General features: G+C 67.2%; 23 protein-coding genes and 2 tRNA genes. 23 read left to right on the forward strand and 2 right to left on the reverse strand.

Translation table 11 applies throughout. From position 1 onward, the window contains the following. Window positions 1-44: 44 nt before the first annotated feature. The 11 genes from obgE (at window position 45) to mctP (ending at window position 9,642) form a co-directional block, all read left to right on the forward strand. Entirely contained in the window at window positions 45-1,634 is a 1,590-nt protein-coding gene (gene obgE, locus FBY30_RS16120; protein WP_142133631.1) for a GTPase ObgE, read from the forward strand. After that, window positions 1,624-2,775, forward strand: coding sequence for a glutamate 5-kinase (gene proB, locus FBY30_RS16125; RefSeq protein WP_142133632.1), 1,152 nt, complete (start codon window positions 1,624-1,626; stop codon window positions 2,773-2,775). Before obgE ends, proB begins: the two co-directional genes overlap by 11 nt. Before the next feature lie 26 nt (window positions 2,776-2,801). Further along, window positions 2,802-4,166, forward strand: coding sequence for a glutamate-5-semialdehyde dehydrogenase (locus tag FBY30_RS16130; protein ID WP_142133633.1), 1,365 nt, complete (start codon window positions 2,802-2,804; stop codon window positions 4,164-4,166). Window positions 4,167-4,244: 78 nt separating this feature from the next. Then, the gene (locus FBY30_RS16135) at window positions 4,245-4,484 is read left to right on the forward strand and encodes a hypothetical protein (protein WP_142133634.1); all 240 of its coding nucleotides are present in this window, start codon (window positions 4,245-4,247) and stop codon (window positions 4,482-4,484) included. A 55-nt stretch (window positions 4,485-4,539) separates the two neighbouring features. Next, window positions 4,540-5,154 (forward strand): nicotinate-nucleotide adenylyltransferase, encoded by a 615-nt coding sequence (gene nadD / locus FBY30_RS16140; protein WP_235009459.1) that lies wholly within the window; start codon window positions 4,540-4,542, stop codon window positions 5,152-5,154. Window positions 5,155-5,161: 7 nt separating this feature from the next. After that, complete coding sequence (locus FBY30_RS16145; RefSeq protein WP_142133636.1) at window positions 5,162-6,439, forward strand: hypothetical protein; 1,278 nt, start codon at window positions 5,162-5,164, stop codon at window positions 6,437-6,439. Window positions 6,440-6,482: 43 nt separating this feature from the next. Continuing rightward, the gene (gene rsfS, locus FBY30_RS16150) at window positions 6,483-6,884 is read left to right on the forward strand and encodes a ribosome silencing factor (RefSeq protein WP_142133637.1); all 402 of its coding nucleotides are present in this window, start codon (window positions 6,483-6,485) and stop codon (window positions 6,882-6,884) included. Window positions 6,885-6,998: 114 nt separating this feature from the next. Beyond that, window positions 6,999-7,071, forward strand: a tRNA-Ala gene (locus tag FBY30_RS16155). A gap of 251 nt (window positions 7,072-7,322) precedes the next feature. Continuing rightward, window positions 7,323-7,395 (forward strand) — tRNA-Ala (locus tag FBY30_RS16160). 196 nt (window positions 7,396-7,591) lie between these two features. After that, complete coding sequence (locus tag FBY30_RS16165; RefSeq protein ID WP_142133638.1) at window positions 7,592-7,969, forward strand: DUF3311 domain-containing protein; 378 nt, start codon at window positions 7,592-7,594, stop codon at window positions 7,967-7,969. Then, on the forward strand, window positions 7,966-9,642 hold the full coding sequence (gene mctP, locus FBY30_RS16170; RefSeq protein WP_142133639.1) for a monocarboxylate uptake permease MctP: 1,677 nt from the start codon (window positions 7,966-7,968) through the stop codon (window positions 9,640-9,642). Before FBY30_RS16165 ends, mctP begins: the two co-directional genes overlap by 4 nt. A gap of 156 nt (window positions 9,643-9,798) precedes the next feature. Here mctP and FBY30_RS16175 read toward each other — a convergent pair whose 3' ends face one another. Next, window positions 9,799-11,166 carry a class I SAM-dependent methyltransferase gene (locus tag FBY30_RS16175; protein ID WP_142133640.1) on the reverse strand — a complete coding sequence of 456 codons (1,368 nt, stop codon included), beginning with the start codon at window positions 11,164-11,166 and terminating at the stop codon, window positions 9,799-9,801. Between the two features lie 61 nt (window positions 11,167-11,227). On the opposite strand from FBY30_RS16175, the gene FBY30_RS16180 reads away from it, so the two are divergent. From FBY30_RS16180 to FBY30_RS16205, 6 genes are all read left to right on the forward strand, one after another. Continuing rightward, a complete protein-coding gene (locus FBY30_RS16180) occupies window positions 11,228-12,310 on the forward strand; it encodes an FAD-dependent oxidoreductase (RefSeq protein ID WP_142133641.1) in 1,083 nt (360 codons plus the stop codon). Window positions 12,311-12,360: 50 nt separating this feature from the next. Next, entirely contained in the window at window positions 12,361-13,551 is a 1,191-nt protein-coding gene (locus FBY30_RS16185; protein ID WP_235009460.1) for a class I SAM-dependent methyltransferase, read from the forward strand. 165 nt (window positions 13,552-13,716) lie between these two features. Next, window positions 13,717-14,919: an ROK family transcriptional regulator gene (locus tag FBY30_RS16190; protein WP_142133643.1), complete on the forward strand. Its 1,203-nt coding sequence runs from the start codon at window positions 13,717-13,719 to the stop codon at window positions 14,917-14,919. A 5-nt stretch (window positions 14,920-14,924) separates the two neighbouring features. Next, window positions 14,925-16,277, forward strand: coding sequence for an extracellular solute-binding protein (locus FBY30_RS16195; RefSeq protein WP_142133644.1), 1,353 nt, complete (start codon window positions 14,925-14,927; stop codon window positions 16,275-16,277). A gap of 2 nt (window positions 16,278-16,279) precedes the next feature. Then, window positions 16,280-17,161, forward strand: a complete 882-nt coding sequence (locus FBY30_RS16200; protein WP_142133645.1) for a carbohydrate ABC transporter permease — start codon at window positions 16,280-16,282, stop codon at window positions 17,159-17,161. Further along, window positions 17,158-17,988, forward strand: coding sequence for a carbohydrate ABC transporter permease (locus FBY30_RS16205; protein WP_142133646.1), 831 nt, complete (start codon window positions 17,158-17,160; stop codon window positions 17,986-17,988). Before FBY30_RS16200 ends, FBY30_RS16205 begins: the two co-directional genes overlap by 4 nt. Here the strand turns inward: FBY30_RS16205 and FBY30_RS16210 are convergent. Beyond that, window positions 17,985-18,182: a hypothetical protein gene (locus FBY30_RS16210; RefSeq protein ID WP_142133647.1), complete on the reverse strand. Its 198-nt coding sequence runs from the start codon at window positions 18,180-18,182 to the stop codon at window positions 17,985-17,987. The two genes, FBY30_RS16205 and FBY30_RS16210, sit on opposite strands and share 4 nt — an antisense overlap. A gap of 138 nt (window positions 18,183-18,320) precedes the next feature. Here FBY30_RS16210 and FBY30_RS16215 point away from each other — a divergent pair, with 138 nt between their 5' ends. From FBY30_RS16215 to FBY30_RS16240, 6 genes are all read left to right on the forward strand, one after another. Continuing rightward, window positions 18,321-19,328, forward strand: a complete 1,008-nt coding sequence (locus tag FBY30_RS16215) for an AAA family ATPase (RefSeq protein WP_142133648.1) — start codon at window positions 18,321-18,323, stop codon at window positions 19,326-19,328. Window positions 19,329-19,334: 6 nt separating this feature from the next. Then, window positions 19,335-20,222 (forward strand): DUF58 domain-containing protein, encoded by an 888-nt coding sequence (locus FBY30_RS16220; RefSeq protein WP_142133649.1) that lies wholly within the window; start codon window positions 19,335-19,337, stop codon window positions 20,220-20,222. Continuing rightward, the gene (locus FBY30_RS16225; protein ID WP_142133650.1) at window positions 20,212-20,691 is read left to right on the forward strand and encodes a hypothetical protein; all 480 of its coding nucleotides are present in this window, start codon (window positions 20,212-20,214) and stop codon (window positions 20,689-20,691) included. The genes FBY30_RS16220 and FBY30_RS16225 overlap by 11 nt, the downstream gene beginning before the upstream one ends. Then, window positions 20,691-22,646 carry a vWA domain-containing protein gene (locus FBY30_RS16230; RefSeq protein WP_142135338.1) on the forward strand — a complete coding sequence of 652 codons (1,956 nt, stop codon included), beginning with the start codon at window positions 20,691-20,693 and terminating at the stop codon, window positions 22,644-22,646. Before FBY30_RS16225 ends, FBY30_RS16230 begins: the two co-directional genes overlap by 1 nt. Then, on the forward strand, window positions 22,643-23,365 hold the full coding sequence (locus FBY30_RS16235; RefSeq protein ID WP_200830708.1) for a hypothetical protein: 723 nt from the start codon (window positions 22,643-22,645) through the stop codon (window positions 23,363-23,365). The genes FBY30_RS16230 and FBY30_RS16235 overlap by 4 nt, the downstream gene beginning before the upstream one ends. 330 nt (window positions 23,366-23,695) lie before the next feature. Next, entirely contained in the window at window positions 23,696-24,670 is a 975-nt protein-coding gene (locus FBY30_RS16240) for a methylenetetrahydrofolate reductase (RefSeq protein WP_142133651.1), read from the forward strand. Window positions 24,671-24,787: the final 117 nt, after the last annotated feature.

Below are 24,787 nucleotides of genomic sequence, written 5' to 3' on the forward strand. Positions count from 1 at the left end.
GTGGCGTTCCGGACGCCAGGTAAACAGCATTTGAGGAGATCCACGTGGCCAGCTTTGTAGACCGGGTAGTCCTGCACGTATCCGGCGGATCGGGCGGCCACGGATGCGTCTCCGTCCACCGCGAGAAGTTCAAGCCGCTGGGTGGGCCCGACGGCGGCAACGGCGGCAACGGCGGTGACGTGATCCTTCGCGTCGATCACCAGACCACTACCCTCCTCGACTATCACCACGCACCCCACCGGCATGCCAGCAACGGCGGCCCCGGCATGGGTGACTGGCGCGGCGGCAAGAACGGCGAGACCCTGGTTCTGCCCGTTCCGGACGGCACCGTGGTCAAGACCAAGGACGGCACCCTGCTCGCCGACCTCGTCGGCGAAGGTGCCGAGTACGTGGCGGCCGCCGGAGGCCTGGGCGGCCTGGGTAACGCCGCACTCTCATCGCAAAAGCGCCGCGCCCCTGGCTTCGCGCTGCTGGGCCTTGAGGGTGACTCCCGCGACATCGTGCTGGAACTGAAGTCCATCGCTGATATCGCACTGGTGGGCTTCCCCTCCGCCGGCAAGTCCAGCCTCATCGCAGCGATGTCCGCCGCCCGCCCCAAGATCGCGGACTACCCGTTCACCACCCTGGTTCCCAACCTGGGCGTGGTGCAGGCAGGTGATGTCCGTTTCACCATCGCCGATGTCCCCGGCCTCATCGAAGGCGCCAGCGAAGGACGCGGCCTGGGCCACAACTTCCTGCGCCACGTTGAGCGCTGCGCTGCCCTGGTGCACGTGCTGGACTGCGGCACCCTGGAATCGGACCGGGACCCGCTCTCCGACCTCGCCATCATTGAGGGTGAGCTGGAGAAGTACGCCGTCGACATGAGCTACGCCGGCCAGGACGGTGAAGTGGTCCCCCTGAACCACCGCCCCCGCCTGGTTGCCCTCAACAAGGTGGACCTGCCGGACGGCAAGGACATGGCAGAGTTTGTGCGCCCGGAACTCGAATCGCGCGGTTACCGCGTCTTCGAAGTCTCCGCCACCAGCCACGAGGGACTGCGCCAGCTCGGCTTCGCCATGGCCGAGATCGTCCAGGCCGCGCGGGACGCCGTGGCCGCCGCCCCGCCCAAGGTCCAGCCCACCGTGCTGCGGCCGCGCGCCGTCAATGAAGCAGGGTTCAAGATCCGCCGCGAGGAGAAGAACCTGGAGCCGCTGTTCCGCGTCCTGGGTGAAAAGCCTGAGCGCTGGGTCAAGCAGACCGACTTCACCAACGAGGAAGCCATTGGCTACCTCGCGGACCGCCTGGCCAAGCTCGGCGTTGAGACCGAGCTGTTCAAGCAGGGCGCCAAACCGGGGGACACCGTGGTCATCGGAGGGGACGACGGGGTTGTCTTCGACTGGGAGCCCACCATGATGGCAGGGGCCGAACTCCTTGCCTCGCCGCGCGGCACCGATCCCCGGTTCGCCGACATCGGCGACCGCCCCACCCGCAGCCAGAAGCGCGAGGAGCAGCTGGAACGCCGGGAGGCCAAGGCCGCCGCCCGTGCCGAGCTTGAGGCGGAACGGAAAGCAGGGATCTGGACCGAATCCGTCAGTGGCCGCCGCGCCGCCCGGCCCCTCAAGGAAAGCGGACTGGACGCCGACGATGACCTCTAGGAGCTTGACCGCGGAACCGGCCGGGTACGCCGCGGACCGGAGTGCGCTGGCAGATGCCCGGCGCATCGTGGTGAAGGTGGGATCATCCTCGCTGACCAGTATCAAGGGCGGCATCTCGGAAGAGTCGCTCACCGCCCTGGCCGACACGCTGGCGGCCAAGCGCAACGCCGGCGCCGAGATCATCCTGGTGTCCTCCGGCGCCATCGCCGCCGGACTGGCTCCGCTTGGACTGGCAAAGCGGCCCCGCGACCTCGCCACGCAGCAGGCCGCCGCCAGCGTAGGCCAGGGTCTGCTGATGGCCCGCTACACGCAGGCCTTCGGCGCCCACGGGGTCACCGTCAGCCAGGTCCTGCTCACGGCCGAGGACCTGATGCGGCGCAGCCAGCACACCAATGCCCTGCGCGCCATGGACCGGCTGCTGAACCTTGGCGTGGTCCCCGTGGTCAACGAAAACGACACCGTTGCCACCCATGAAATCCGCTTCGGCGACAACGACAGGCTTGCCGCCCTGGTGGCCCACCTGGTGCGGGCCGACGCGCTCGTGCTGCTGTCCGACGTCGACTCCCTGTATGACGGTCCGCCCGCCCAGGGTGCCAAGCGCATCCCCCTGGTCACCGGCGCGCACGACCTTGAGGGCGTGTCCATCGGCAAGGCGGGCAAGGCCGGCGTGGGCACCGGCGGCATGATGACCAAGGTAGAAGCTGCCAGCATGGCGGCCGGTTCCGGCATCCACGCCCTGGTGACCTCCACACCCAACGCCGCCGCGGCCCTGAACGGCGAGGACGTGGGCACCTGGTTCTCCGTCAACGGCTCCCGCAAACCAGTCCGCCTCCTGTGGCTGGCCCACGTCGCCTCCGTGCAGGGCCGCCTGGTCCTGGACGACGGAGCTGTCCGCGCCGTGCTGCACCACCACACCTCCCTGCTGCCGGCGGGCATTTCCGCCATTCACGGAGACTTTGAGCCGGGCGACGCCGTGGAACTGGCAGGCGCTGACGGAACCGTTGTTGCCCGTGGACTGGTCAACTACTCATCGCAGGAACTGCCCCACATGCTGGGACGCTCCACCAGGGAACTTGGCGAGGAACTGGGCAGCGGCTACGACCGCGAAGTTGTTCATGTTGATGATCTGGTGCTGTTGTGAGCTGCAGGCTCGCCTAAACTTGGAGCATGACTGAAGCCCTGATCCATACTGCTGACAATTCCGGAACCACCGCTGCGCAGGCGCAGCCGGGTCCGTCGGCAGGGCAGGCATCAGCGGTGGACGCTCTTTCCCCCGCGGACGTGGAAGCGGCCGTCCACGCCATTGCCGACCGTTCCCGCCACGCAGCCCGCAGGATGTCCACCGCCAACCGCGCCTGGAAAGACCGCGGCCTCCGCGCCGTGGGTGCCGCGCTGCAGGAGAACGTCCAGGCCATCCTCGCCGCCAACGCCATGGATGTGCAGCGGGGCAAGGACAACGGCACCTCCAAGGCCCTCCTGGACCGGCTCACCCTCACCGAAACCCGGGTTGCCGGCCTGGTATCGGCCCTTGAGAATCTCGCCAACCTTCCGGACCCCGTAGGCAACGTGGTCCGCGGCCAGACCCTGCCCAACGGGCTGCGCCTCCGCCAGGTCAACGTGCCCATGGGCGTGGTGGCAGCCATCTACGAGGCACGTCCCAACGTCACCGTGGACATCGCGGGGCTGGCCCTCAAGAGCGGCAACGCAGTCATCCTGCGCGGAGGCAGTGCAGCGGAAGCCACCAACCAGGTCCTGGTGCGCGTGCTTCGGGAGGCCCTCGAATCAGTCGGCCTTCCCGCCGATGCTGTGCAGACCGTGGACCAGTACGGCCGCGCCGGTGCCAACGTCCTGATGAAGGCGCGCGGCCGGGTGGACGTGCTGATTCCCCGCGGCGGCCGGGACCTGATCCAGACCGTGGTCACCAATTCCGCCGTGCCCGTCATCGAGACAGGGGAGGGCAACGTCCACATCTTTATCGACGAGTCGGCCGACGAAAACATGGCCGTGGAGATCCTGCTCAACGCCAAGACCCAGCGGCCCAGCGTCTGCAACACCGTGGAGACGTTGCTGGTCCACTCCGGTTCAAAGGTGCTGCCCGCCGTCGCCACCGCACTCCGCAACGCCGGCGTCCGCCTCCACGTGGACCACCGCATCAAGGCGGCGCTGCCCGGCGTCGAGACCGAAGCTGCGACGGACGCGGACTGGGGTACCGAGTACATGGACCTTGACCTGGCAGTGGGCATGGTGGACAGCCTGGATGAAGCCCTCCAGCACATCAGGACCTGGTCCACGGGACACACCGAGGCGATCCTCACCAACCACCTTGCCAACGCGGAGCGATTCATTGCGGAGGTGGATTCGGCAGCGGTAATCGTCAATGCTTCCACCCGCTTTACCGACGGCGGCGAGCTGGGCCTTGGTGCCGAGGTGGGCATTTCCACCCAGAAGCTGCACGCCCGCGGTCCGATGGGGCTGACCGAGCTCACCACCACGAAGTGGATCGTCCAGGGTGAAGGCCAGGTCCGCGGGTAGCAACGCGGTAACATAGACCAGAACCCGTAAGGCAGTGGAAGGTTCCGCTGCCTTTAAATCCTTGAACAAGGGGAGAAAATGCTGCTCCAGCAGATTGCCATGTCCGTCGCCGCCGCCGGTGAATCAGGCCATGAGGAGCCTGCGCCGCTGTGGGCTGAGCCGTGGGTCTTCGGTGTATCCATGTTCGCCATCCTGGTGGTCCTGATGTTCATCGCCTGGTCGTACAACAACCTGGGCAACCGGCACGCTGCCACCGAGGAGCACGCGGATCCGCACCGGCAGCACCCCAACAAGCACGATCGCGGGCAGGGTCACTAAGATTTCCCACAACCTGCACCGCAATGGTGCCCGGGGGAGGCTGCGGCTGGGCGTGATGGGCGGGACGTTCGATCCCATCCACCACGGCCACCTTGTTGCGGCCAGCGAGGTCGCGGCGGAATTCGACCTTGACGAGGTTGTCTTCGTCCCCACCGGGCAGCCGTGGCAAAAGTCCCATAAACAGGTCAGCGAGCCTGAGCACCGCTACCTGATGACCGTCATCGCCACCGCGTCCAATCCGCGGTTCACCGTCAGCCGCGTCGATGTGGACCGTCCCGGTCCCACCTACACCATCGACACCCTGCGCGACCTGCGGGCACAACGCCCGGATGCCGATCTGTTCTTCATTACCGGAGCAGATGCCCTGGCGCAGATCCTGTCGTGGAAGGACATCGACGAACTCTGGTCGCTGGCGCACTTTGTGGGAGTCACGCGGCCCGGTCACGTCCTGGATGGCATGGGCCGTGAAGACGTCAGCCTCCTGGAAGTTCCGGCGATGGCCATCTCGTCAACCGATTGCCGTGCCCGCGTGGCGGCGAACAACCCGGTCTGGTACCTGGTCCCGGACGGGGTGGTTCAGTACATCGCCAAGTACGGCCTGTATTCCGACGCGCCCGCAAGCGCGGAGGAACAAACTTCCGAAGCACGCGAACCAGCCAGTACTGAATGAGTTCTCAATGAGTCAGGAACAGCCACCAATCCGCAGCCGCCGGGAACTCCGGAAGGCCAGGGAAGCCCAACAGGCCACCCCGCCTTCCACGGAGCAACGCCCGCCTGCCGCCGACCGGCCGGCTGACCGCGCGCCTGCACCGGCAGCCCGCCCCCAGACAGCCCCGGACCAGCCCTCCACGCAGCGTTCGTCGCAGATCCGGGCCCGGGACCGCGCCACGCTGCGCGCCATCAAGGAGCTTGAGGAAAAGGAAGGGCAGCTTTCCGCCGGGGGGCCACCCACCCGGCGGCAGCTGCGTTTGCAGCAACTCAAAGAGCAGGCCCTGACGGCGGCCAACCCCGTTGTCCAGGCTGCTGCTCCAGCTCCCGCCGCGCCGCCTTCCCAGCCTTCCCCCGGCCCTGGAAAGGGCGGCGGGCCTGGGAATAAGCCCGAGGGCCAGAAGCCGGACAGCCCCACCCAGGCTCCCGGAAGCGCCCCGGAAGGCATGACCGTCGAACAGGCGCTGGAAGCGCGGGAGCTCATCGCCGCACAGGCGCGGAACCAGATCGCCAAGATGGAGCACATTGCCTCCATGGATCCCGAAGCCGTGGATCCGGAGATCCTGGCCGAGCAGATCGCCCTCGCAGAACGTGCCGCCGTGCTCAACCGCCGGGCCATGGCCCGGCAGAAGCTTGCCGAGCAGGCGGGGACCCCTGCCGTCCAGGGCAGGCCTGCCGCTCCCACGGACAAGCCCGGTCCCTCCAACGCCAACAAACCCGGCCCCTCCACTGCCAGCAAACCTGGGCCCTCCACTGCCAACAACCTGGCGATGGTGACGCCGCTCGAGTTTGTCCAGGTGCCCGGCGTCGACCGTCCGGTGATGAAGCCGCCGGCAACCTCCCATGTTCCGGTGACCACCAGGCCCGGTACGAAGGTTTCCCCAGGAACAAAGGTGCCCCCAGGCGGGAAGCGTAAACCGGCGACCCGGCCCAAGGCGCCTGCGGCTGACTCGGCCACCGGCCGTTCCCAGGTCATTGCCCGGGCGGAGGCTGCCGCGAAGGCAGCAGGCCGTCCCAAACCGGTGACGCGTCTGGCGGCCCAGCCAGAGAACCCGTCGGAGGACCTCTTTGAGGACCTTCCCCGCGTTCCCGCCAGTTCCGCTTACGGCCTCGATCCACTGGACGCCGCCACCGCCGGCCTGACCAGGGCACGGCGTAACCGGATCCTCCAGTTCTGCATTCTCGCGTTCGGGATCCTGGCCCTCGTTGCCGGCATCATCCTGATCGTCAGCGGCATGTCCCGCTGACCTGCCTGCCGGCACCAACACTTAACAAAAATCAAGGAGTCCCGTGACTGCAACAGAATCATCAATCGCCATTGCCCGTACGGCCGCCAAGGCCGCCGCGGACAAGATCGCCCAGGACATCGTCGCCATGGATGTGAGCGAACGCCTGGCCCTGGCTGACGTTTTCCTGATCGCGTCGGCGCCCAGCGAACGCCAGGTCAATGCCATCGTGGACGGCATTGAGGAAGAACTGGCCAAGCAGGACCTGCGTCCGGTGCGCCGCGAGGGCCGCTCCGGCGGACGCTGGGTCCTGCTTGACTACGCCGACGTCGTCATCCACGTCCAGCACGAGGAAGACCGCGTGTTCTATGCCTTGGAGCGCCTGTGGAAGGACTGCCCCGTAGTGGACCTGCAGCTCGGCGACGACGCCTCCGCCAAAGCCGGCGCAGCAACCGAGAGCGAGTAGGCCCCCGACCGGCGAATATTCCCGATTTGGAATTTTAGGAATTGCTGTTCTAAGATATTTGAGTTGCTTCGGGGGAGACCCCGAAAGGAGGCTCGCTTGGAGCGGCAACAATCCGGGGCTGTGGCGCAGCTGGTAGCGCACCTGCATGGCATGCAGGGGGTCAGGGGTTCGAGTCCCCTCAGCTCCACCGGTAAGTCCGCCGGAACCTAGGTTCCGGCGGATTTTTTCGTTTTCCCTTCCCTCCGGGCTGGCCCGATTTGGGGATTGCACCGCCGCCCGGACTCTTTGCACCGACGCGTTCCGGAGTGGTTTGTCCAGCGGCAGGTGCTCAGGGGAGGCGCCGTTCCAGGCTTCCGCCGGCCGATTGGCGTCCAACGGAAAAGTGCATTACTCTGGTCAGGTTGCTCCGGGGAATTCGACCGGAAGGAACAAAAGTACGGGGCTGTGGCGCAGCTGGTAGCGCACCTGCATGGCATGCAGGGGGTCAGGGGTTCGAGTCCCCTCAGCTCCACCGATACAGGAACAAAGGGAACCATCACCACGTGATGGTTCCCTTTCTTGTTGCCACCGGCAACTGTTCGTGGACCGAAACTCTTCCGGCGCAGGTCAAAGCGCGGTACAACTGTGATTGAGGGCACATCGTTCCGCCTCCGGACTGCTTTCATCCAAAGCGGCGGCCGCGGGACGGGCTGACGAGGAGGTCACAGATGTCCCACGCAGATGGTTCCGGCTACAACCCGAACGGTGAATCGTTTCCCGGGGAATCACGGCTTACACGCGACACGGCCATCCGCGGGCCGGCCAGGCCTGCCCCCTATATCGGCGCCGGCATCCTGCTGGCCGCCGCCATCCTGTTCCCCCTGATGCCCCAGCTTTACGCCTTTGATGCGCCGCGGCTTGGCGGCATGCCGTTCTTTTACTGGTACCAGCTCCTGTGGGTGCCAATTTCGGCCATCCTGACCGGCAGCGCCTACTGGCTGGTCACCAAGGAGGACCGACGACGGCGGGCAGAGGCCCGTGCCGGCGGCCCGCCCCCGGAAGGGGCAGCCTCTGCCGGGGCCGGCGTGGAAGGGGAGCGGCCATGACCGGGCGGCAGATCAACTGGACGGCGCTTGTGATTGTCGTGCTGCTTTTTGTCGTCGTCGCCGTGATGGGCTTCCTGGCCGCCAGATGGCGCCGCAGCACGGAAGTGGAAGGGTTGCACAGCCTGGACGAATGGGGCCTGGGTGGCCGCGGATTCGGCACCTGGATAACCTGGTTCCTGTTGGGCGGGGACCTGTACACCGCGTACACGTTCGTGGCGGTGCCGGCGGCAATGTGGGCCACTGGCGCGGTGAGCGGCTTCTTCGCCGTCCCCTACACCATCGTTTTGTATCCCATCATCTTCATCATCATGAGCCGGCTGTGGTCGGTGTCCCACCGCCACGGCTACGTGACCTCCGCAGATTTTGTCGGCGGACGCTACGGCAGCCGCTGGCTTTCCCTTGCCGTTGCCGTCACGGGCATTGTTGCCACCATGCCCTACATCGCCCTGCAACTGGTGGGCATCAAAGCCGTGCTCACGGTTCTTGGCCTGGGCAGCTCCGGCAATGTGCTGTTGACTGACCTGCCGCTGATTTTGGCCTTCGTTGTCCTTGCCGCCTACACCTACACGTCGGGACTGCGCGCCCCGGCGATGATCGCCGTCGTCAAAGACCTGCTGATCTACCTCGCCGTGATCGTTGCCGTCATCTACCTGCCCATCAAGTTCGGCGGCTGGGACACGATCTTTGGCTCGGCGCAGTCAAAGCTGGCCACGGTGAACCAGGCTACGGGCAAGCCGGCCGGCGTCTTCATCCCGGGAGGCGCCAACTACTCCGCGTACTGGTCGCTGGCACTGGGCTCGGCCATGGCGCTGTTCATGTATCCGCACTCGGTGACGGCGGTGCTCGCCTCGAAGGCCCGGAACACCATCCGGCGCAACGCGGCCATCCTGCCGCTGTACTCGCTGATGCTTGGGTTCCTTGCACTGCTGGGCTTCGTTGCCATCCAGGCGGGCACCAAGCCCATCGACCTGGACGGCTCGATCAACCCGCAGCTGGTGGTTCCCCAGCTGTTCCTTGACCACTTCCCGGCCTGGTTTGCCGGCATCGCGCTGGCCGCCATCGCCATCGGTGCCTTGGTGCCGGCAGCCATTATGTCCATCGCGGCAGCCAACATGTTCACGCGCAACATTTACCGGGACTTCATCCGGCCGGACGTTGACGCCAGGACTGAGGCGAAAGTGTCCAAGATCGTCTCGCTGGTGGTGAAGGTGGGTGCCCTGGTCTTCGTAATCGCCATGGACCAGTCGGCAGCCATCAACATGCAGCTGCTGGGCGGCATCTGGATCCTGCAGACTTTCCCGGCGGTGGTGGCTGGGCTCTACACCCGGTGGTTCGACCGGTGGGCGCTGTTGATCGGCTGGGCGGTTGGCATCATCTTCGGCACCGTGTCCGCCTACAACGTGGTCAATCCGGTCACCAAGGCACACTTCGGCGGCTCGGTGGCCCCCATCCCCGGTACAGACTTCAGCGTCTACATCGCAGTGTCAGCCTTCGCGCTGAACCTGGTGGTCGCCGCCGTCCTGACCCTGGTGATGCGGGCCCTGAAGGTCCGGACGGGGGAGGATCTCACCCGGCCCACCGACTACGCGGCGGATGAAACGGACCCGAAAGTGGTACAGATCGAGAAGACCCAGCATTTCACCCAGCCGGGCGGGCCTTCACCGGTCGCCTGACGGCGCAGGCGCCCGGCCTGCCGGCGGCAGGTGCCCTGGAGGGACGGTCGGGTGCAGCGCCGGGATAGACCGCCCTCCTGCCGGGTTACGTCCCGGCAGGAGGGCGCTGCTTAAACCCGGCCGCAGCAGGCCGCGGCACGGTTGCCCGGCCTGCCGTCACAGCCAGGCAGTCCGCCGCAGCGGCGGTTCTTCTCCGCCCGGCCGCCGCACCAGGACCTGGTTGACCCCGGTCAGCCCGTTTTCGAATCCCAGCGCACTCGCAGCCATGTACAGCCGCCACACCCGCGCGCGCCCTTCGCCGGCCAGCCGGACAGCCTCGTCCCAGTTCTGCTCCAGCCGGCTGACCCATGCCCGGAGTGTCAGGGCGTAATGGCGCCGGAGGGCCTCCACGTCAAGGACTTCGAACCGGGCGGTTTCCAGGGCGGAGACCATCTCACCGAGGCTGATCATCTCGCCGTCCGGGAAGACGTACCGGGGGATGAACGAGTCCGGGTCGGGGCTGGTGGGGCCGGCGTTCCAAGAGATGGCATGGTTCAGGAGCCGGCCGCCAGGACGCAGCAGCGCGAAGAGCGCGGCGGCGTAGGCGGGAGTCTGGGCCCGTCCCACGTGCTCGGACATCCCGATGGAACTGATGGCGTCGAACGGCCCGTCCTCCACGTCCCGGTAGTCCTGCACCCGGATCTCCACCTTGTCTGTCAGCCCGGCTTCTGCCACGCGTTTTCTCGCCAGGACCGCCTGCTCCGTGGAGAGCGTCACGCCCACGACTGTGACGCCGTAGCGCGCTGCAGCATGAATGGCGAAACTGCCCCATCCGCAGCCCACATCCAGGACCCGCATTCCGGGCTGAAGGCCCAGTTTTCGGCACACCAGGTCCAGCTTGGCTTCCTGCGCGGCATCCAGCCCGTCGTCTTGCGCGTCGCCGAGCCCGCCAGCGTCCACGCTATTACCTGCCGGCCGTGCGGCTCCGTCGGCGGGCCACACGGCGCATGAATAAACCATGGACGGACCCAGCACCAGGGCGTAAAAGTCGTTGCCGACGTCGTAATGGTGCGAGATCGCGGCCGAATCGCGGCTCTTGGAGTGCATCCTGCCCTTCCTGGCGACGCGGGCCTCCTCGGGCGGCGGGGCCGGGTTGGGTCCCACAGCCCCAAGTCGAACCGCGGTGCGCACCAGCAGCCAGAGCTCACCCGCGGAGAGCGGCTTGAACGGACCGGGTTCGGCGAACTTGCCCGCTGAACTCAACGCCGAGAATGCGGCGAAGATGTCCCCCGGGGTGTCGATGTCGCCGGCCACATACGCCCGGCTCAGCCCCAGTTGCCCGGGCGACCAAAGCATCCGCCGCAGGGCCTTCCGGGACTTGAACTCCAGGACCGGCGCGCCGGCGGGGCCCGCCTCCGAGCCGTCCCACACCCGCAGCCGGAGGGGTATCTGCCCGGTGCCCAGCACCACCCCCAGGGCCTTTTCCAGCCGGGCGGCATGCCCCTTGGTTCCGGTTCCGCTTGGTACTGCTGCTCCAGTTTCCATGCGCCCACCCTAAGGCCGCGCTGGCCTCCGCGACCATCACAGGCGCGACTATCATGGGGGAGTGATTCCTGACCCAATCGATGTGGTGGTCATCGGTGCGGGCCAGGCCGGCCTGTCGGCCGCCTACCACCTCCAGCGCCGGGGACTCGACTATGCCGTGCTCGACGCCGAGGAAGGTCCGGGCGGTGCGTGGCGGCACCGCTGGAAGAGCCTGCGCATGGCCACCGTCAACGGGATCAGCGACCTGCCCGGCATTCCCAAGCCGGAGGTGGACCCCGCCGAACCCAGCTCCGAATTCCTGACCCGCTACTTTGGCAACTATGAAGCGGAGTTGGGCCTCTCCGTCCGCCGGCCCGTCAAAGTTCGCGCTGTCCGGCGGGAAGACGACAATCCCGCCGGGCGGTTGCGGATCGAAACATCCGACGGCGACTGGACGGCCAAGGCGGTCATCAACGCCACCGGTACGTGGACCCGCCCCTTTTGGCCCATTTATCCCGGTCAGGACTCGTTCCGCGGCCGCCAGCTGCACGTCGCGGACTACGTCTCCGCCGAAGAGTTTCGCGGCCAGCACGTCATCGTCGTAGGCGGGGGTATCTCCGCCGTCGGCCTGCTCGAGGAAATTTCCTGTGTCACCACCACCAGCTGGTTCACCCGCCGGGAACCGGTGTGGCGGGACGGGCCGTTCGATGCCAAGGCCGGCCACGACGCCGTGGCGCTGGTAGAGGAACGGGTTCGCCGTGGGCTTCCGCCGCAGAGCGTGGTCTCCGTGACGGGACTGATCTGGACGCCTGCATTGCGGGCCGCCAAAGAACGCGGCGCACTCAACCGCCAACCGATGTTCACCTCCATCGAGCGCGACGGGGTCCGCCGGGCGGACGGAAGCCTCCTGAAAGCCGACGTCATCCTCTGGGCCACCGGCTTCAGGGCCGAACTGGAACATCTCGCGCCGCTTCACTTGCGGGGGCCCGGCGGCGGGATCGCCATGGAGGGCACCCAGGTGGCAGCCGAGCCGCGCGTCCACCTGGTGGGTTACGGCCCGTCGTCGTCCACCATTGGTGCCAACCGGGCGGGCAGGGCAGCAGTGGCGGCGATCATGGGGCTGCCTGGAATGGCGGCGGCGGCGGAACCGGTAACGTGGGGGTGATGCCCCGGGTGCCGGGGCCGGCAATCGCAACAGAAGGCGGCAGGACACCGGTGGCAGCTAACACGCTGGAGGACATTTTCGCCGTCCTGCGCCGGCGGCCCGATGTGGAGGCCCCCAATCTGCAGGCGTGGGACGCCACAGACCGGCTGCTGCTGGAGACGGCCGTGCAGCTTGGGCGGGCCGGCAGCACCATCGCCGTCATTGGTGACCGCTACGGCGCCCTGACGCTCGGCGCTTCCGCGGTGCTTGCCCCCGCGTCGCTGCGCGTGCACCAGGACCTCATCACCGGGGAAAGGGCCCTGCGGCTCAACGCGGCAGAACTGGAGACCGGACAGACAGCCGGGTTGGAATCTTGCCGGGAGGTCGGCGGATTCGAAGGCACCGGAACCGGGTTCGTCCAGCTGCCCCTTGGCCGTGAACTCCTGGAGGGAGCAGGAACCGTCCTGCTTCAGCTTCCCAAGACCCTTGCCGAATTGGAGGAAATCGCCACGGCCATAGCGCGGTACGCGGCGCCGGACGTCCGGTTGCTGGCCGGCGGCCGGGTGAAGCACATGTCACTGGGCATGAACGCAGTCCTTGAACGGTACTTCGTGTCCGTTCAGGCGCAGCTCGCCCGGCAAAAGTCGCGGGTCCTTCTGTGCAGCGGCCCCAAGCCTGCCATTGCCGCCCCGCGCTTCCCGGTAGTGGAGCACGTGGCTGAACTGGACCTGGACGTGGCTGCACACGGCGCTGTCTTCGCAGGCCCACGGCTGGACATCGGCACACGGTTCCTCCTGACGTTCCTGCCCGCCATGAAGCCGGCACGGCACGCCGTGGACCTGGGCTGCGGCACCGGGATCCTCGCCGCCATGTACGCCCGGCAGTTCCCTGCCGCCTCCGTAACGGCAACAGACCAGTCCGCAGCCGCCGTGCAGTCCGCGCTCGCCACCGCCCAGGCGAACGGACTGGCTGACAGGGTCAGGGTCCTGCAGGACGATGCGCTCAGCAGCTTCCCCGACGGATCAGTGGACGCCGTACTGCTCAATCCACCTTTCCATGTCGGCGCCGGAGTCCATGCCGGAGCCGGTCTGAAAATGATCGAGGCCGCGGGCCGTGTCCTGGTTCCAGGGGGCGAGCTGTGGACCGTGTTCAACCGGCACCTGGCCTACCAGCCTGCTCTGGAGCGCTATGTGGGGCCCACCGTGGTGGAGGGCCGGAACGCCAAGTTCACCGTCACCCGCAGTACGCGCAGCCCCCGCTGAACCGGAAAAACATGCGCGCCGCGCCGCCGTTCACGCATATGGGCGGCGGCCCACCCGTAACGTACGATTCAAAGCATCACCATCACCGGTAGCCGAAGACGTTTAGGGGACACAGTGTCTGAGATCCGCCAATCCTCGCCGAGACGCGGAACCAACTTGCCCAGGATGGGGGACTTTAACCTCACGGTCATCCTCGACGCGATCCGCAGGACATCCGGTGGCCTCAGCCGGGTGGAACTGGCCCAGATCGTGGGCCTGTCCCCACAGACCATCTCCAACATCTCCCGCCGCCTCCTGGACCAGAACCTCATTGTCGAGGCCGGCAAGGAAGGCACCGGCCCGGGCAAGCCGCGCACCATCCTGCGCCTCAACCCCGGCGGCATGTACGCCCTGGGGGTCCATCTGGATCCGGCCGTCACCACGTTCGTGGTGCTGGATCTCGTGGGGGCGGTGGTCCGCCATTCCCGGATCAAGACTCCCGGCGGCAATGATCCTGCCGCGGTCATTGCCACCATCGCCGCGGAAATCGCCCAGCTCGTTGAGGACTCGGGTGTGGACCGTGGCCGGATCGCAGGACTGGGAGTGGCAGCACCCGGCCCCATCGACTTGGATCACGGCACCGTGGTGGACCCGCCCCTGCTTCCCGGCTGGGACAGAGTGGAACTGCGGGACGCGCTGGCCACGGCCACCGGCTACTCGGTGCTTGTTGACAAGGACGTCACCAGCGCGGCAGTGGCGGAAACCTGGGCGGGTGGCGCCAGCGGAGCCGGCAGCTTCGTCTTCATGTACATGGGCACAGGCATCGGCTGCGGCATCGTGCTCAACGATGAGGTTGTCCGCGGCACCTCCGGCAATGCCGGCGAGATCGGCCACATCGTGGTGGACCCGGACGGCCCGCTCTGCGACTGCGGCCAGCGCGGTTGCGTCAAGTCCTCCGCCATCCCGCAGGTTCTGGTGGCAGAGGCGGAAGCAGCCGGAATCCTCGACGGCACCCGCGCTGGGAACAGCGGCGCTGAAGTCCAGCAAAGCTTCTCCCGGCTGTGTGAACTTGCCGACGCCGGCAACGAGCAGGCCGCCGCCATCCTGGATAAGTCCGCGGTCCTGGTGGCCCGGGCGGCGTCGGTCATCACCAACGCCCTGGACGTTGAAAGGGTAGTGTTCGGCGGCCCCTTCTGGAGCGGCCTGGCCGAACGCTACCTTGACCGGATCCCGCCTTTGCTGGACGGCAACAGCGCGGCCCGCCTGATCCACCCCATCGAGGTAGTGGGCACAGGCGTGGGGGAGGACGTCGGGGCCATCGGGGCCGCCTCCCTGGTCCTGGAACATACCCTCGCGCCCCGTGCCCAGCGGCTCCTGCTGGAAAGCTGACCGGCATGTTTCCCCGGGCATCCAAGACAGCATCCCTGCTGGCCGCCGCGGTCCTTGTCCTCGCAGCCTGTACACCCGCAGATCCCGCCGGCGGCGATAAGACCATCAAGGTGGCCTACCAGAAGACAGACTCATTCACCGCCCTGGACACCATGCTGCAGGAGGCGAAGAAGGAGTTTGAAGCCGCCAACCAGGGCGTCACAGTTGAACTGCAGCCCATCCAGGCCAACGACGACGACTACGGCACCAAGCTGGCCCTGGCCCTGCGGTCGCCCTCGACAGCACCGGACGTCTTCTACGAAGACACCTTCAAGGTCCGCTCCGACGTGGACGCCGGGTACCTGCTGAACCTGGACAGCCGCCTGGCAAGCTGGGGGGACTGGGCCACCTTCGACAACGCCGCGAAGGAAGCGGGCAAAGCGGACGACGGCGGCACGTATGCGGTGCCGTTGGGCACCGACACCCGGGCCATCTGGTACAACAAGAAGGTTTTTGAGGCAGCCGGCGTTGGACTGCCGTGGCACCCGTCCAGCTGGCAGGACATCCTGGACACCGCCCGGAAGATCAAGGCCGCCAACCCGGACGTGATCCCCTTCAACATGTACGCCGGCAAGGGCACCGGTGAAGGAACCGTGATGCAGGGGTTCTACGAACTCCTGTACGGCACCGGAGCAAGCCTCTACGACCAGGACTCCAAGAAGTGGGTGGTTGGCTCGGCAGGGTTCAAGGACTCGCTCACTTTCCTGGACACGCTCTATGAGGAGCACCTGGCCGTTCCCCCGGCTGAAGCGCTGGACCCGAACGTCTGGAAGAAGGTGTTCGGCGAGTGGTTCCCCAAAGCAAAACTGGGGGCAACCGTGGAAGGCTCCTACGCGCCGTCGTTCTGGCAGGACGGCGGCAGCTACGCGTGGCCCGGTTACGCGCAGGAGATGGGCGTGGCCCCGTTCCCCACACAGAATGGAGCGGCACCCGGCAAGGTCAGCATGTCAGGGGGCTGGACACTGGCCGTCGGCGCAGAAACCAAGCAACCGGACCTGGCCTTCAATTTCCTCACCACTGCCCTCAATGCAAAGAATTCGCTGGCGTTCACGGTGGCCAGTTCGCAGATTGCCGTCCGCGCCGACGTCGCCGCCGATCCCGGCTACCAGTCCGCCAACCCGTTCGTGAAGGATGTCTCCGGCCTGGTGTCCGTGACCCGGTTCCGGCCGGCCACCTCCGACTACCCACGGATTTCCGCTGCCGTCCAGGAAGCCACCGAGGCCGTCATCACCGGGAACCGGACCCCGGAGCAGGCGGCGGCCGACTATGACACGGCCGTGGCCGGTATCGTGGGCGGCGACAAGACCATCCGGAAGTAGCAGTGGCCGCCCACCACAGCGACCGGCAGGTGCTGCGCTACCTGCCGGTCCTGCCCGCCGTCGTGCTGCTGGCCGTGTTTCTGGCCGGCCCCGTGGTGTGGGCCTTCCACGCCTCGCTCACCAACGCCGGACTGACCGGCCGGCACGCCAGGAACCCCGAGTGGGTGGGACTGGAGAACTACCAGCGGTTGCTGCAGGACCCGGCCTTCCCGCTCTCGGTGGTGCTGACCGTGCTGTTCGTGGCAGGTTCGGCCATCGCGGGCCAGAACGTGCTGGGGATGGCCCTGGCGGTCCTCATGCGGCGGGCACGCCCGGCGGTTTCGGCAACTGTTGGCACCGCCGTGGTGGCAGCCTGGGTCCTGCCGGAAATCGTGGCGGCCTTCGCCGCCTATGCCTTCTTCAGCCGGGATGGCACGTTCAACCAGTTGCTGGGCGCTTTTGGGCTGGCCGAAACCGACTGGCTTTACGCCGTCCCCATGGTGGCAGTGATACTGGCGAACACCTGGCGCGGGACAGCCTTTTCCATGCTGGTGTACCGGGCGGCGCTGAACGGCGTCCCGGCCGAGCTGACCGAGGCTGCACAGATGGACGGTGCCGGTGCCTGGCAGCGGCTGGTCTTCATCACCTTGCCAGTGATCCGCGGCAGCATCGCCACCAACCTGATGCTGGTCACACTGCAGACGCTGGCGGTCTTCACCCTGATCTGGGTCATGACCGCCGGTGGTCCCGCCAACGGCAGCACCACCTTGCCTGTCCTTGCCTACCAGGAGGCGTTCAAGTTTGGCGACATCGGCTACGGCACGGCCGTCGCTGTGGTCCTCATCCTGATCGGGGCCGTGTTCGGGCTGGCCTACCTGCGCCTGCTCCGGGAGCAGAAACCGTGACAGACCGGCACGGGCGTAGCCGCAGTACGTGGGCGGATGTGGTCCTGTTGCTGATCGGCGCCTGCTTCCTGCTGCCGCTGCTGTGGCTGGTCCTCGGATCCCTTGACCCCGCCGCCGGACACGAAACCAGAATCCCCGAGCAGGCCGGACTGGGCAACTTCGCCGCCGTCTTCACCCCGGAGCTGCTGTTCCGGCCACTGTGGAACAGTTTGCTGCTATCGACTGGAACCGGAGTCGTTACGCTCGTGGCAGCCGTGCTGGCCGCCTATCCTCTCTCCCGCTACCGGTCCCGGTTCAACACGCCGTTCATGTCGGCCATCCTGTTCGGCACCTGCCTTCCCGTCACTGCCATCATGGTGCCGGTCTACGGATTGTTCGTCCAGCTTCGGCTGCTGGACTCCATGCCTGCCACGGTGCTGTTCCTGGCCGCCACCAGCCTTCCCATGGCCATCTGGATGACCACGAACTTCATGGACGCCGTGCCGGTGGCACTGGAGGAGGCGGCGTGGGTTGACGGCGCATCGAGGTTGTCCGGGCTGCGGTCCATCGTGCTACCGCTCATGGGACCGGGCCTGGGCGTGGTGTTCATCTTTGTATTCATCCAGGCCTGGGGAAACTTCTTTGTCCCGTTCGTGCTCCTGCTGTCCGAGGCCAACCAGCCCGCGGCTGTGTCGATTTTCAGCTTCTTCGGCCAGCACGGCGCAGTGGCTTACGGCCAGCTGGCCGCATTCTCGATCCTCTATTCCGTTCCGGTCCTGGCCCTGTACGTCATCGTGGCGCGTGGATCCGGTAACGCACTGCCCCTTGCCGGAGCCGTCAGGGGCTAGTCAATGTCCTCGAGCACCACGCCGAAAGGCAGGGTATCGTCCAGGTGCGCCTGATGTCCCGTGGGATTGTTCACCACCCGGACCCCGTGCAGCTTTTCCGCCGCCGACTGCATCAGGACCGGCCGGACGGTGTCCACGAAGTGCTGGCTCTTGTCGGCGAGGTATTCCTTGTAACTGGCTGGAAGCTCAATCATGGCAAAAGAATAGACCTGCAGGTCCCTTTAGGGGAGTGGTGCCCATTGCCGGACTCCAGGGCCCCGGCTTGGATAGGATGGCGGGCGGGACAAGGCAGCCCGGCCCGTACACCCAACACCGTCATCAGGGGGAATCCAGTGCTTTCGACCAGCGTGCCCGCAAGAATCCAGCCGGCGGAGCTGGCCAGGGCGCAGCAGGTGGCGGCCAACATCTCCCGCAGTTTCGATGCAAAAGTGGTGGGGCAGTCCCGGCTGCGGGAATCGCTGCTGGTGGGACTGCTGACCGGCGGGCACATCCTCCTGGAAAGCGTCCCCGGACTGGCCAAGACCACGGCCGCGCAAACCCTCGCCGAAGCCGTCAGCGCCGAATTCCGCAGGATACAGTGCACCCCTGACCTGCTGCCCAGCGACATCGTGGGAACCCAGATCTACGATGCGGCCAAGGGGAACTTCCGCACCCAGCTCGGCCCGGTGCATGCCAATATCGTGCTGCTGGATGAGATCAACCGTTCCAGCGCCAAGACCCAGAGCGCCATGCTTGAGGCCATGCAGGAACGCCAAACCTCCATTGGCGGGCAGGACCACCCCCTGCCCTCGCCGTTCCTGGTCCTGGCAACCCAGAACCCCATCGAGCAGGAGGGCACCTACCAGCTGCCCGAGGCCCAGATGGACCGCTTCATGCTCAAGGACGTGCTGGACTACCCCACTCCCGCGGAAGAGGCCGAGGTGATCCGAAGGATCGATGCCGGCGTCTACAGCCGGGAACAAAGACCCGCGGCCGCCGCCTCCCTGGACGCCATCATCGAAATCCAGGACCTGGTGGGGCGGGTCTACCTGGATCCGTCTATCGTCAACTACATCGTGGGGCTGGTCTACGTAACGCGGAACGCCTCCCAATACATCGATGCCCGGCTGGCCGGCTTCATCGAATTCGGCGCCAGCCCCCGGGCCAGCATCGCCTTCAGCCAGGCCGCGCGTGCAGTGGCGCTGCTGCACGGCCGCGACCATGTGATCCCGGAGGACGTCAGGTCGCTGGCCCACCGGGTGCTGCGGCACCGGTTGATCCTCAACTTCGACGCAGTGGCCGAGCAGGTCCCGGTCGAATCGGTGATTGACGCCGTCGTGGCCGCGGTCCAGACTCCCTGATCCCGCATGGCCAGCCTCCTCCAGCGGGTGAAGTCGAAGATGGCCATCTTCGCGCACCGCAAAGCGCGTGGAATGCTCGACGGCGAATACGGTTCCGTATTCAGGGGCCGCAGCCTGGACTTTGACGACCTGCGCGCCTACGTACCGGGTGACGAGGTGCGCGACATCGACTGGAAGGCCACAGCCCGGCATGGTTCACCCCTGATCCGGCGCTACGTGGCCGTCCGCCGGCAGACCGTCCTCCTGGTTACCGACACAGGACGGAACATGGCGGCGGAGGCGCGGTCCGGGGAAACGAAAAAGGACATCGCCGTGCTGGCGCTGGGAGTTATGGGCTACCTGGCCCACCGGCACGGGGACGTGGTGGGCCTGGTATGCGGCGACTCCACCGCAACCCGCTCCCTGCCGGCAAAGAGCGGCGAAGCCCACCTGGAACGGCTCCTCAGGCACGTGGACTCCCAGACGCGCCTCGACGGGGCGCCCAGCAAGTTCCAGGACCAGCTGGCCTACGTGGCCCGCAACGTCAAAGGCCGCCACCTGCTCTTTGTCGTCGCGGACGAACTGGCTGCGGACGCTCCCACCGCCCAACTCCTGCGCAGGCTACGCGCCCAGCACGAAGTCCTGTGGCTGACAGTGCGGGACGCGGACCTGGCACCCGCCACTGAGCCCGATGCCCCTGAAACCTACAGCGTGGCCGATGAGTCCCTCCTGCCCTGGCCGCCCGGAGTGTCCCCAGGCGTGGAGGCCGCCTACACGAAAGCGACCTTGGAGCGTGATGCGGGCCGGAAGGCCATGCTGCGCACGGCCGGGATCACCGAAGGGGACGTGGCGGGCAGCGGGGATGTCATCACCGGGCTGTTCGCGCTGCTGGAGAGGCACCGGCGTGCAGGCTGATCCCGGGTTCTTCGCCCCTCTGCAATACAGCCCCGCCTGGGCGTGGTGCGGGGCAGCGCTGCTGGCCTTGGTGGCAGGGTGGTACGTCTTCGTGCTGACCACCACCCGCACAGCCAGGCGCCCGGAGCCGGCCGGCAGGGCCCAGGAACGGTCTGCGCTTACCGACCTGCCCGGGCTCAAAGCTGCCTACCTGCAGCGCATCCACGACGTGGAGCAGGCAGCGGCAGCGGGCACGCTGGGCGCGCGGCCGGCCCACCAGGAGATCAGCCTCCTGCTGCGCGGGTTTGTCCGGGACGCCACGGGGGTGGATGCCACCAGGATGACCCACCAGGACCTCGCCCGGCACCCTCTTCCGACCGCGGCCGACGCGGTCCAGGCACTCTACCCGGCTGAATTCGGTCCCGGGCCGCTGCCTTCCGTGGCCGCGTCCGCGGCAAGAGCCTCGGCGGCGGTGCGCGCGTGGAGCTGATGTTCTGGTGGCTGCTGCCCGTCGCGGCCGCCGCGGCCGGTGTTGCGGTATGGGTAGCGCTGCGGCGCAAAGGGGGGAGCAGCGTACGACGACGGCCCGTGGCGCACGCGGACAGGCTCACCGCGCTGCCGGAATACCAGGCAGCCCTCCGGCGGTACCGGCGGTGGCTGGCGCTGGCCGGAACCGCGTTGGCCCTGCTGCTGGTGTCCACCTCGATAGCAGCGGCCCGTCCCGTCTCCGCGGACACCATCAGGCCGGAGCAGCACAACCGCGACATCATGCTCTGCCTCGATGCGTCCGGGTCCATGAGCAGCGCCGACGCCGCGGTAGTGGACGTCTTCACCAAACTGGCACGGGAGTTCGACGGCGAACGGATCGGACTGACCATCTTCGACAGCAGCGCCATCCAGGTCTTTCCGTTGACGGACGACTACGCCTATGCGCAGGAACAGCTCCGCAGTGCCAAGGACGCCTTCGACGGCGAACCCGGAAGCTCCGGATTCCTTGACGGCACGTGGAGCGGCAGGGGCTCGTCCCTGATCGGCGACGGCCTGGCCTCCTGCCTCAACAGTTTTCCGGACGCCCGCAAGTCTCAGGAGGCCACCGGCGGGGAAAGCGACCCCCAGCGCTCGCGGTCTGTGGTGCTTGCGACAGACAATTTCCTGTCTGGCAAGCCCATCATGACGCTGGACCAGGCGGCCGGATTGGCCAGGGAGCGGTCCGTCCACGTTTATGCGCTGAACCCGGCGGACCTGGACTACGGCTCCGGTCCTGACCAGCCCGGCGCACAACTGCGGGCAGCCGCAGAGTCCACCGGCGGCGCGTACTTTGCCCTTGACAGCCCTGACGCCGTGGCCGGGATCGTCGCCGGGGTTGAGCAGACGGAGACTACTGCGGTCCAGGGGGCGCCCCGGGCTGTGTTCACAGATATCCCTGGCCTGCCGCTGGCTGCTGCGCTGCTGTCCGCCCTTGCCCTTAGCGCCGTTCTTTGGCGGCTGCAGCGCGTCCCCCTCCGCAGCCGGACCTGGCTGCGGCGCGTAGCCATGGTCCTGCTGCTCCTTGCAGCGGTCCTGCGGCCGCACCTTCCGGGGGGCACCGTCCAGGCCGCCAGCGCCGACCTGAACGTGTTCTTCGTGGTGGACACCACCACCAGCATGGTGGCCGAGGACTATGGCAACGGAAGCCCGCGGCTGGAGGGCGTCCGGAAGGACATTATGACCATCGCCGAACAGTTGCCCGGCGCCCGGTTCTCCGTCATCACGTTCGACACCACCGCGCACGTCCGCATGCCGCTGAGCACCGACACCCTTGCCCTGGAAACCATCACGGACGTCCTGGAACCGCAGGTAACCGCCTACGCCAAGGGCAGCAGCATCACCGTCGCCAGGCAGGTGCTGTCCGAGCGGCTGGCAGCAGCCAGGGACAGCCACCCGGGCAGGCCCCGGCTGGTGTACTACCTGGGCGACGGCGAGCAGACCAGCGGCAAGGAGCCGGAGCCCCTGAAGGTCGACGGCGGATTGGTGGCCGGGGGAGCAGTGCTGGGTTACGGCACATCCGGAGGCGGCCGGATGAAGGAGAACACAGGGGTGGACGACGGCGGGACCGCCGGAGGGGCGGCCGGCACCCGGAGTGGCGGCTACGTCCAGGACAGCCGGGCCGGCAGCACCGGCGACGCGCTCTCCATGATTGACGAGGGGCGGCTGCAGGCCATCGCCGGGCAGCTTGGGGTGCCATACGTCCATCGCGTTGCAGGCGCCCCTGTTGCTGACATGATGCAGCAGGCGCATCCCGGAAGGGTGGAACGCACAGACGATGATGGTTCGCTGGGGGCAGGGACGGAGCTCTACTGGATCCTCGCTGCCGGCGCCTTCCTGCTGGCCTTGCCGGAAGCCGTGGCAATCGTGCGGCAGCTTCGCGGATTCCCGCGCGCAGGCCGGAAGGAGGAAAAGCCGTGACGGCACAGTCGACACCACGGTCCCGCAGGCGCCGCCTGCTCCTGTGGTCCGCGCTGCCGGTGCTCCTGGTGCTGTGCTTCGCCGCCAAACTGCTCAGCCTGGGCGTCCTCGCTGACCGCGCCGCCGCCGGCTTTTCCGCCGGGAACGCTGCCGCCGTTGATGCCGCCGCCCGGGGCCTTGGATTCGCCAACGTCGTGGAGCCGCACAAGGCGCCGTTTGCGGCCGGTGACGCAGCCGTGGCCGCGGAGGACTATGCGAGTGCCAGGACGCAGTTCGAACAAGCCCTAAGCATGGTTCCCGCCAACTCGGGGGACGGGTGCATCATCCGGGTCAACCTCGTGCTGGCGATCGAACGCCTGGGTGACCAGCGGCAGCAGGCCAGGGACCCGGCGTCGGCCGTCCTGTTGTTCAAGGAAGCGCTGGCAACGGCCGGGCAGGCGCCGGAAGCCTGCCTGGCCGTGAATCCCGACACCGGCGGCCGGCTCGCTGATGCCAAGGAGAGGCTGGAGGGCAAGCTCGGCGCTGCAGGACAGGCTGCGGCCGGGACACCGGCACCAGGGGCGGACCCGCCGCCGGCCCCGTCGGCAGATCCCCGGCAGGGCCAGCTCGACCAGCTCCAGGACAGCGCGCGGCAGGCGGAACGGGAGCGGAACAGCGGGCGCGAGCGGGAAGAGTACCTGGACAGCAGCGACGGGACAGCCGTGGAGCGCCCGTGGTAAAGGCATGCTACGGGCGAAGAAAATTCTGTTGCCTCGGAAAACCACCTGTAAAACAGTGTCTTAATTCGGCGCCGACTTGTCCTGCACCCGGGACTGCCCATAGAGTCGTGGACAAGTTACCGCGGTAACGTGTCAGCGATCCTCCGTCTGGAGGGTGTGGGTGCCCCCATGTGGGCCTGACATTTGCTCACGGACTACTTCATGCAAGGCGTAACAGTCGCGGCTGCGTCCCTGGTGGAGTCCCTCCGTGTTCCCCAAACTCAACTCATTGCCAGTGACCCCGCCGTTTGTCGACGGGAAGCAGGCAATGGCCCAAAGCCAAGGACGCAAATGTCACCACCAAGCCTGATTGACGCACACCCGAACCTCTCCGATGCCGCTCCCGTAGCGCTTTCCTATGAGCTGTTCCCGCCCCGTTCGCCTGCAGCCGCGGAAACGCTCTGGACCACCATCCGGGAACTGGAAACCACTGAGCCGGACTATGTTTCCGTAACCTATGGCGCCAGCGGCTCCAACCGGGACACCGCCGTCGAACTCATCAACCGGCTCCTGTTGGAGACCACGCTGCGGCCGCTTGCCCATCTGACCTGCGTGGGCAACAGCCCGGAGGAACTCGCCGCGATCGTGGGCGAGCTGCTGGACACCGGTGTGCGGGGCATCCTTGCCCTGCGCGGAGACCTTCCCAAGGACGCCAGCGCACCCGCCGCCGGATCCCTCCGGTACGCCCAGGACCTCATTGAACTCATCCGCCGCGTCGAGCAGCGCCGTTCGGCCCTGCTCTGTGCGGGCAAAATTGCGGTCGGCGTGGCGGCGTATCCCGCCCGCCACCCGGAATCGCCCAGCGAGGAGCACGACGTCGAGGTGCTGCTGGCCAAGCAGCGTTCCGGCGCGGACTTCGCCATCACCCAGGTGTTCTTTGAGACCCGGCACTACGCTGACCTGCTCACCAGGGCCCGCCGCGCCGGCGTGACCATCCCCATCATCCCCGGCGTCATGCCGCTCACCAGCCTCCGCCGGCTTAACCGCCTGGGTCAGCTCACCGGCGTGGAACCCGCGCCGGAACTGATGGCCAAGCTGGCCGCCGCAGATACCGACCTGGAGCGGCTCCATATCGGAGTCGATGCCACAGTGGAGCTGGCCAACGCGGCCCTGGACGCAGGCGCCCCCGGCCTCCATATCTACACCTTCAACGAGCACCAGAGCGCGCTGGAAGTGCTGGACAAGCTCAACCTTCCCCGGCGGAGCCGTCCCGGTAACCAGCACAGCCGGCGGGAATCCGTAGCCCGCATCCAGCTCGCCAGCTGACCAAACCTGACGTTGCACCAGGCCGCCGGGTGACCGGCCGCCCCACTAAACACCTCCACCACTGCGCGCACCGTCCCGTGCTGCGTTCCTTTGCGCTGCGCTGATCGGCGCGCCCTT

Origin of the sequence: Arthrobacter sp. SLBN-83 (assembly GCF_006715285.1) — a bacterium.
Lineage (GTDB): Bacteria > Actinomycetota > Actinomycetes > Actinomycetales > Micrococcaceae > Arthrobacter.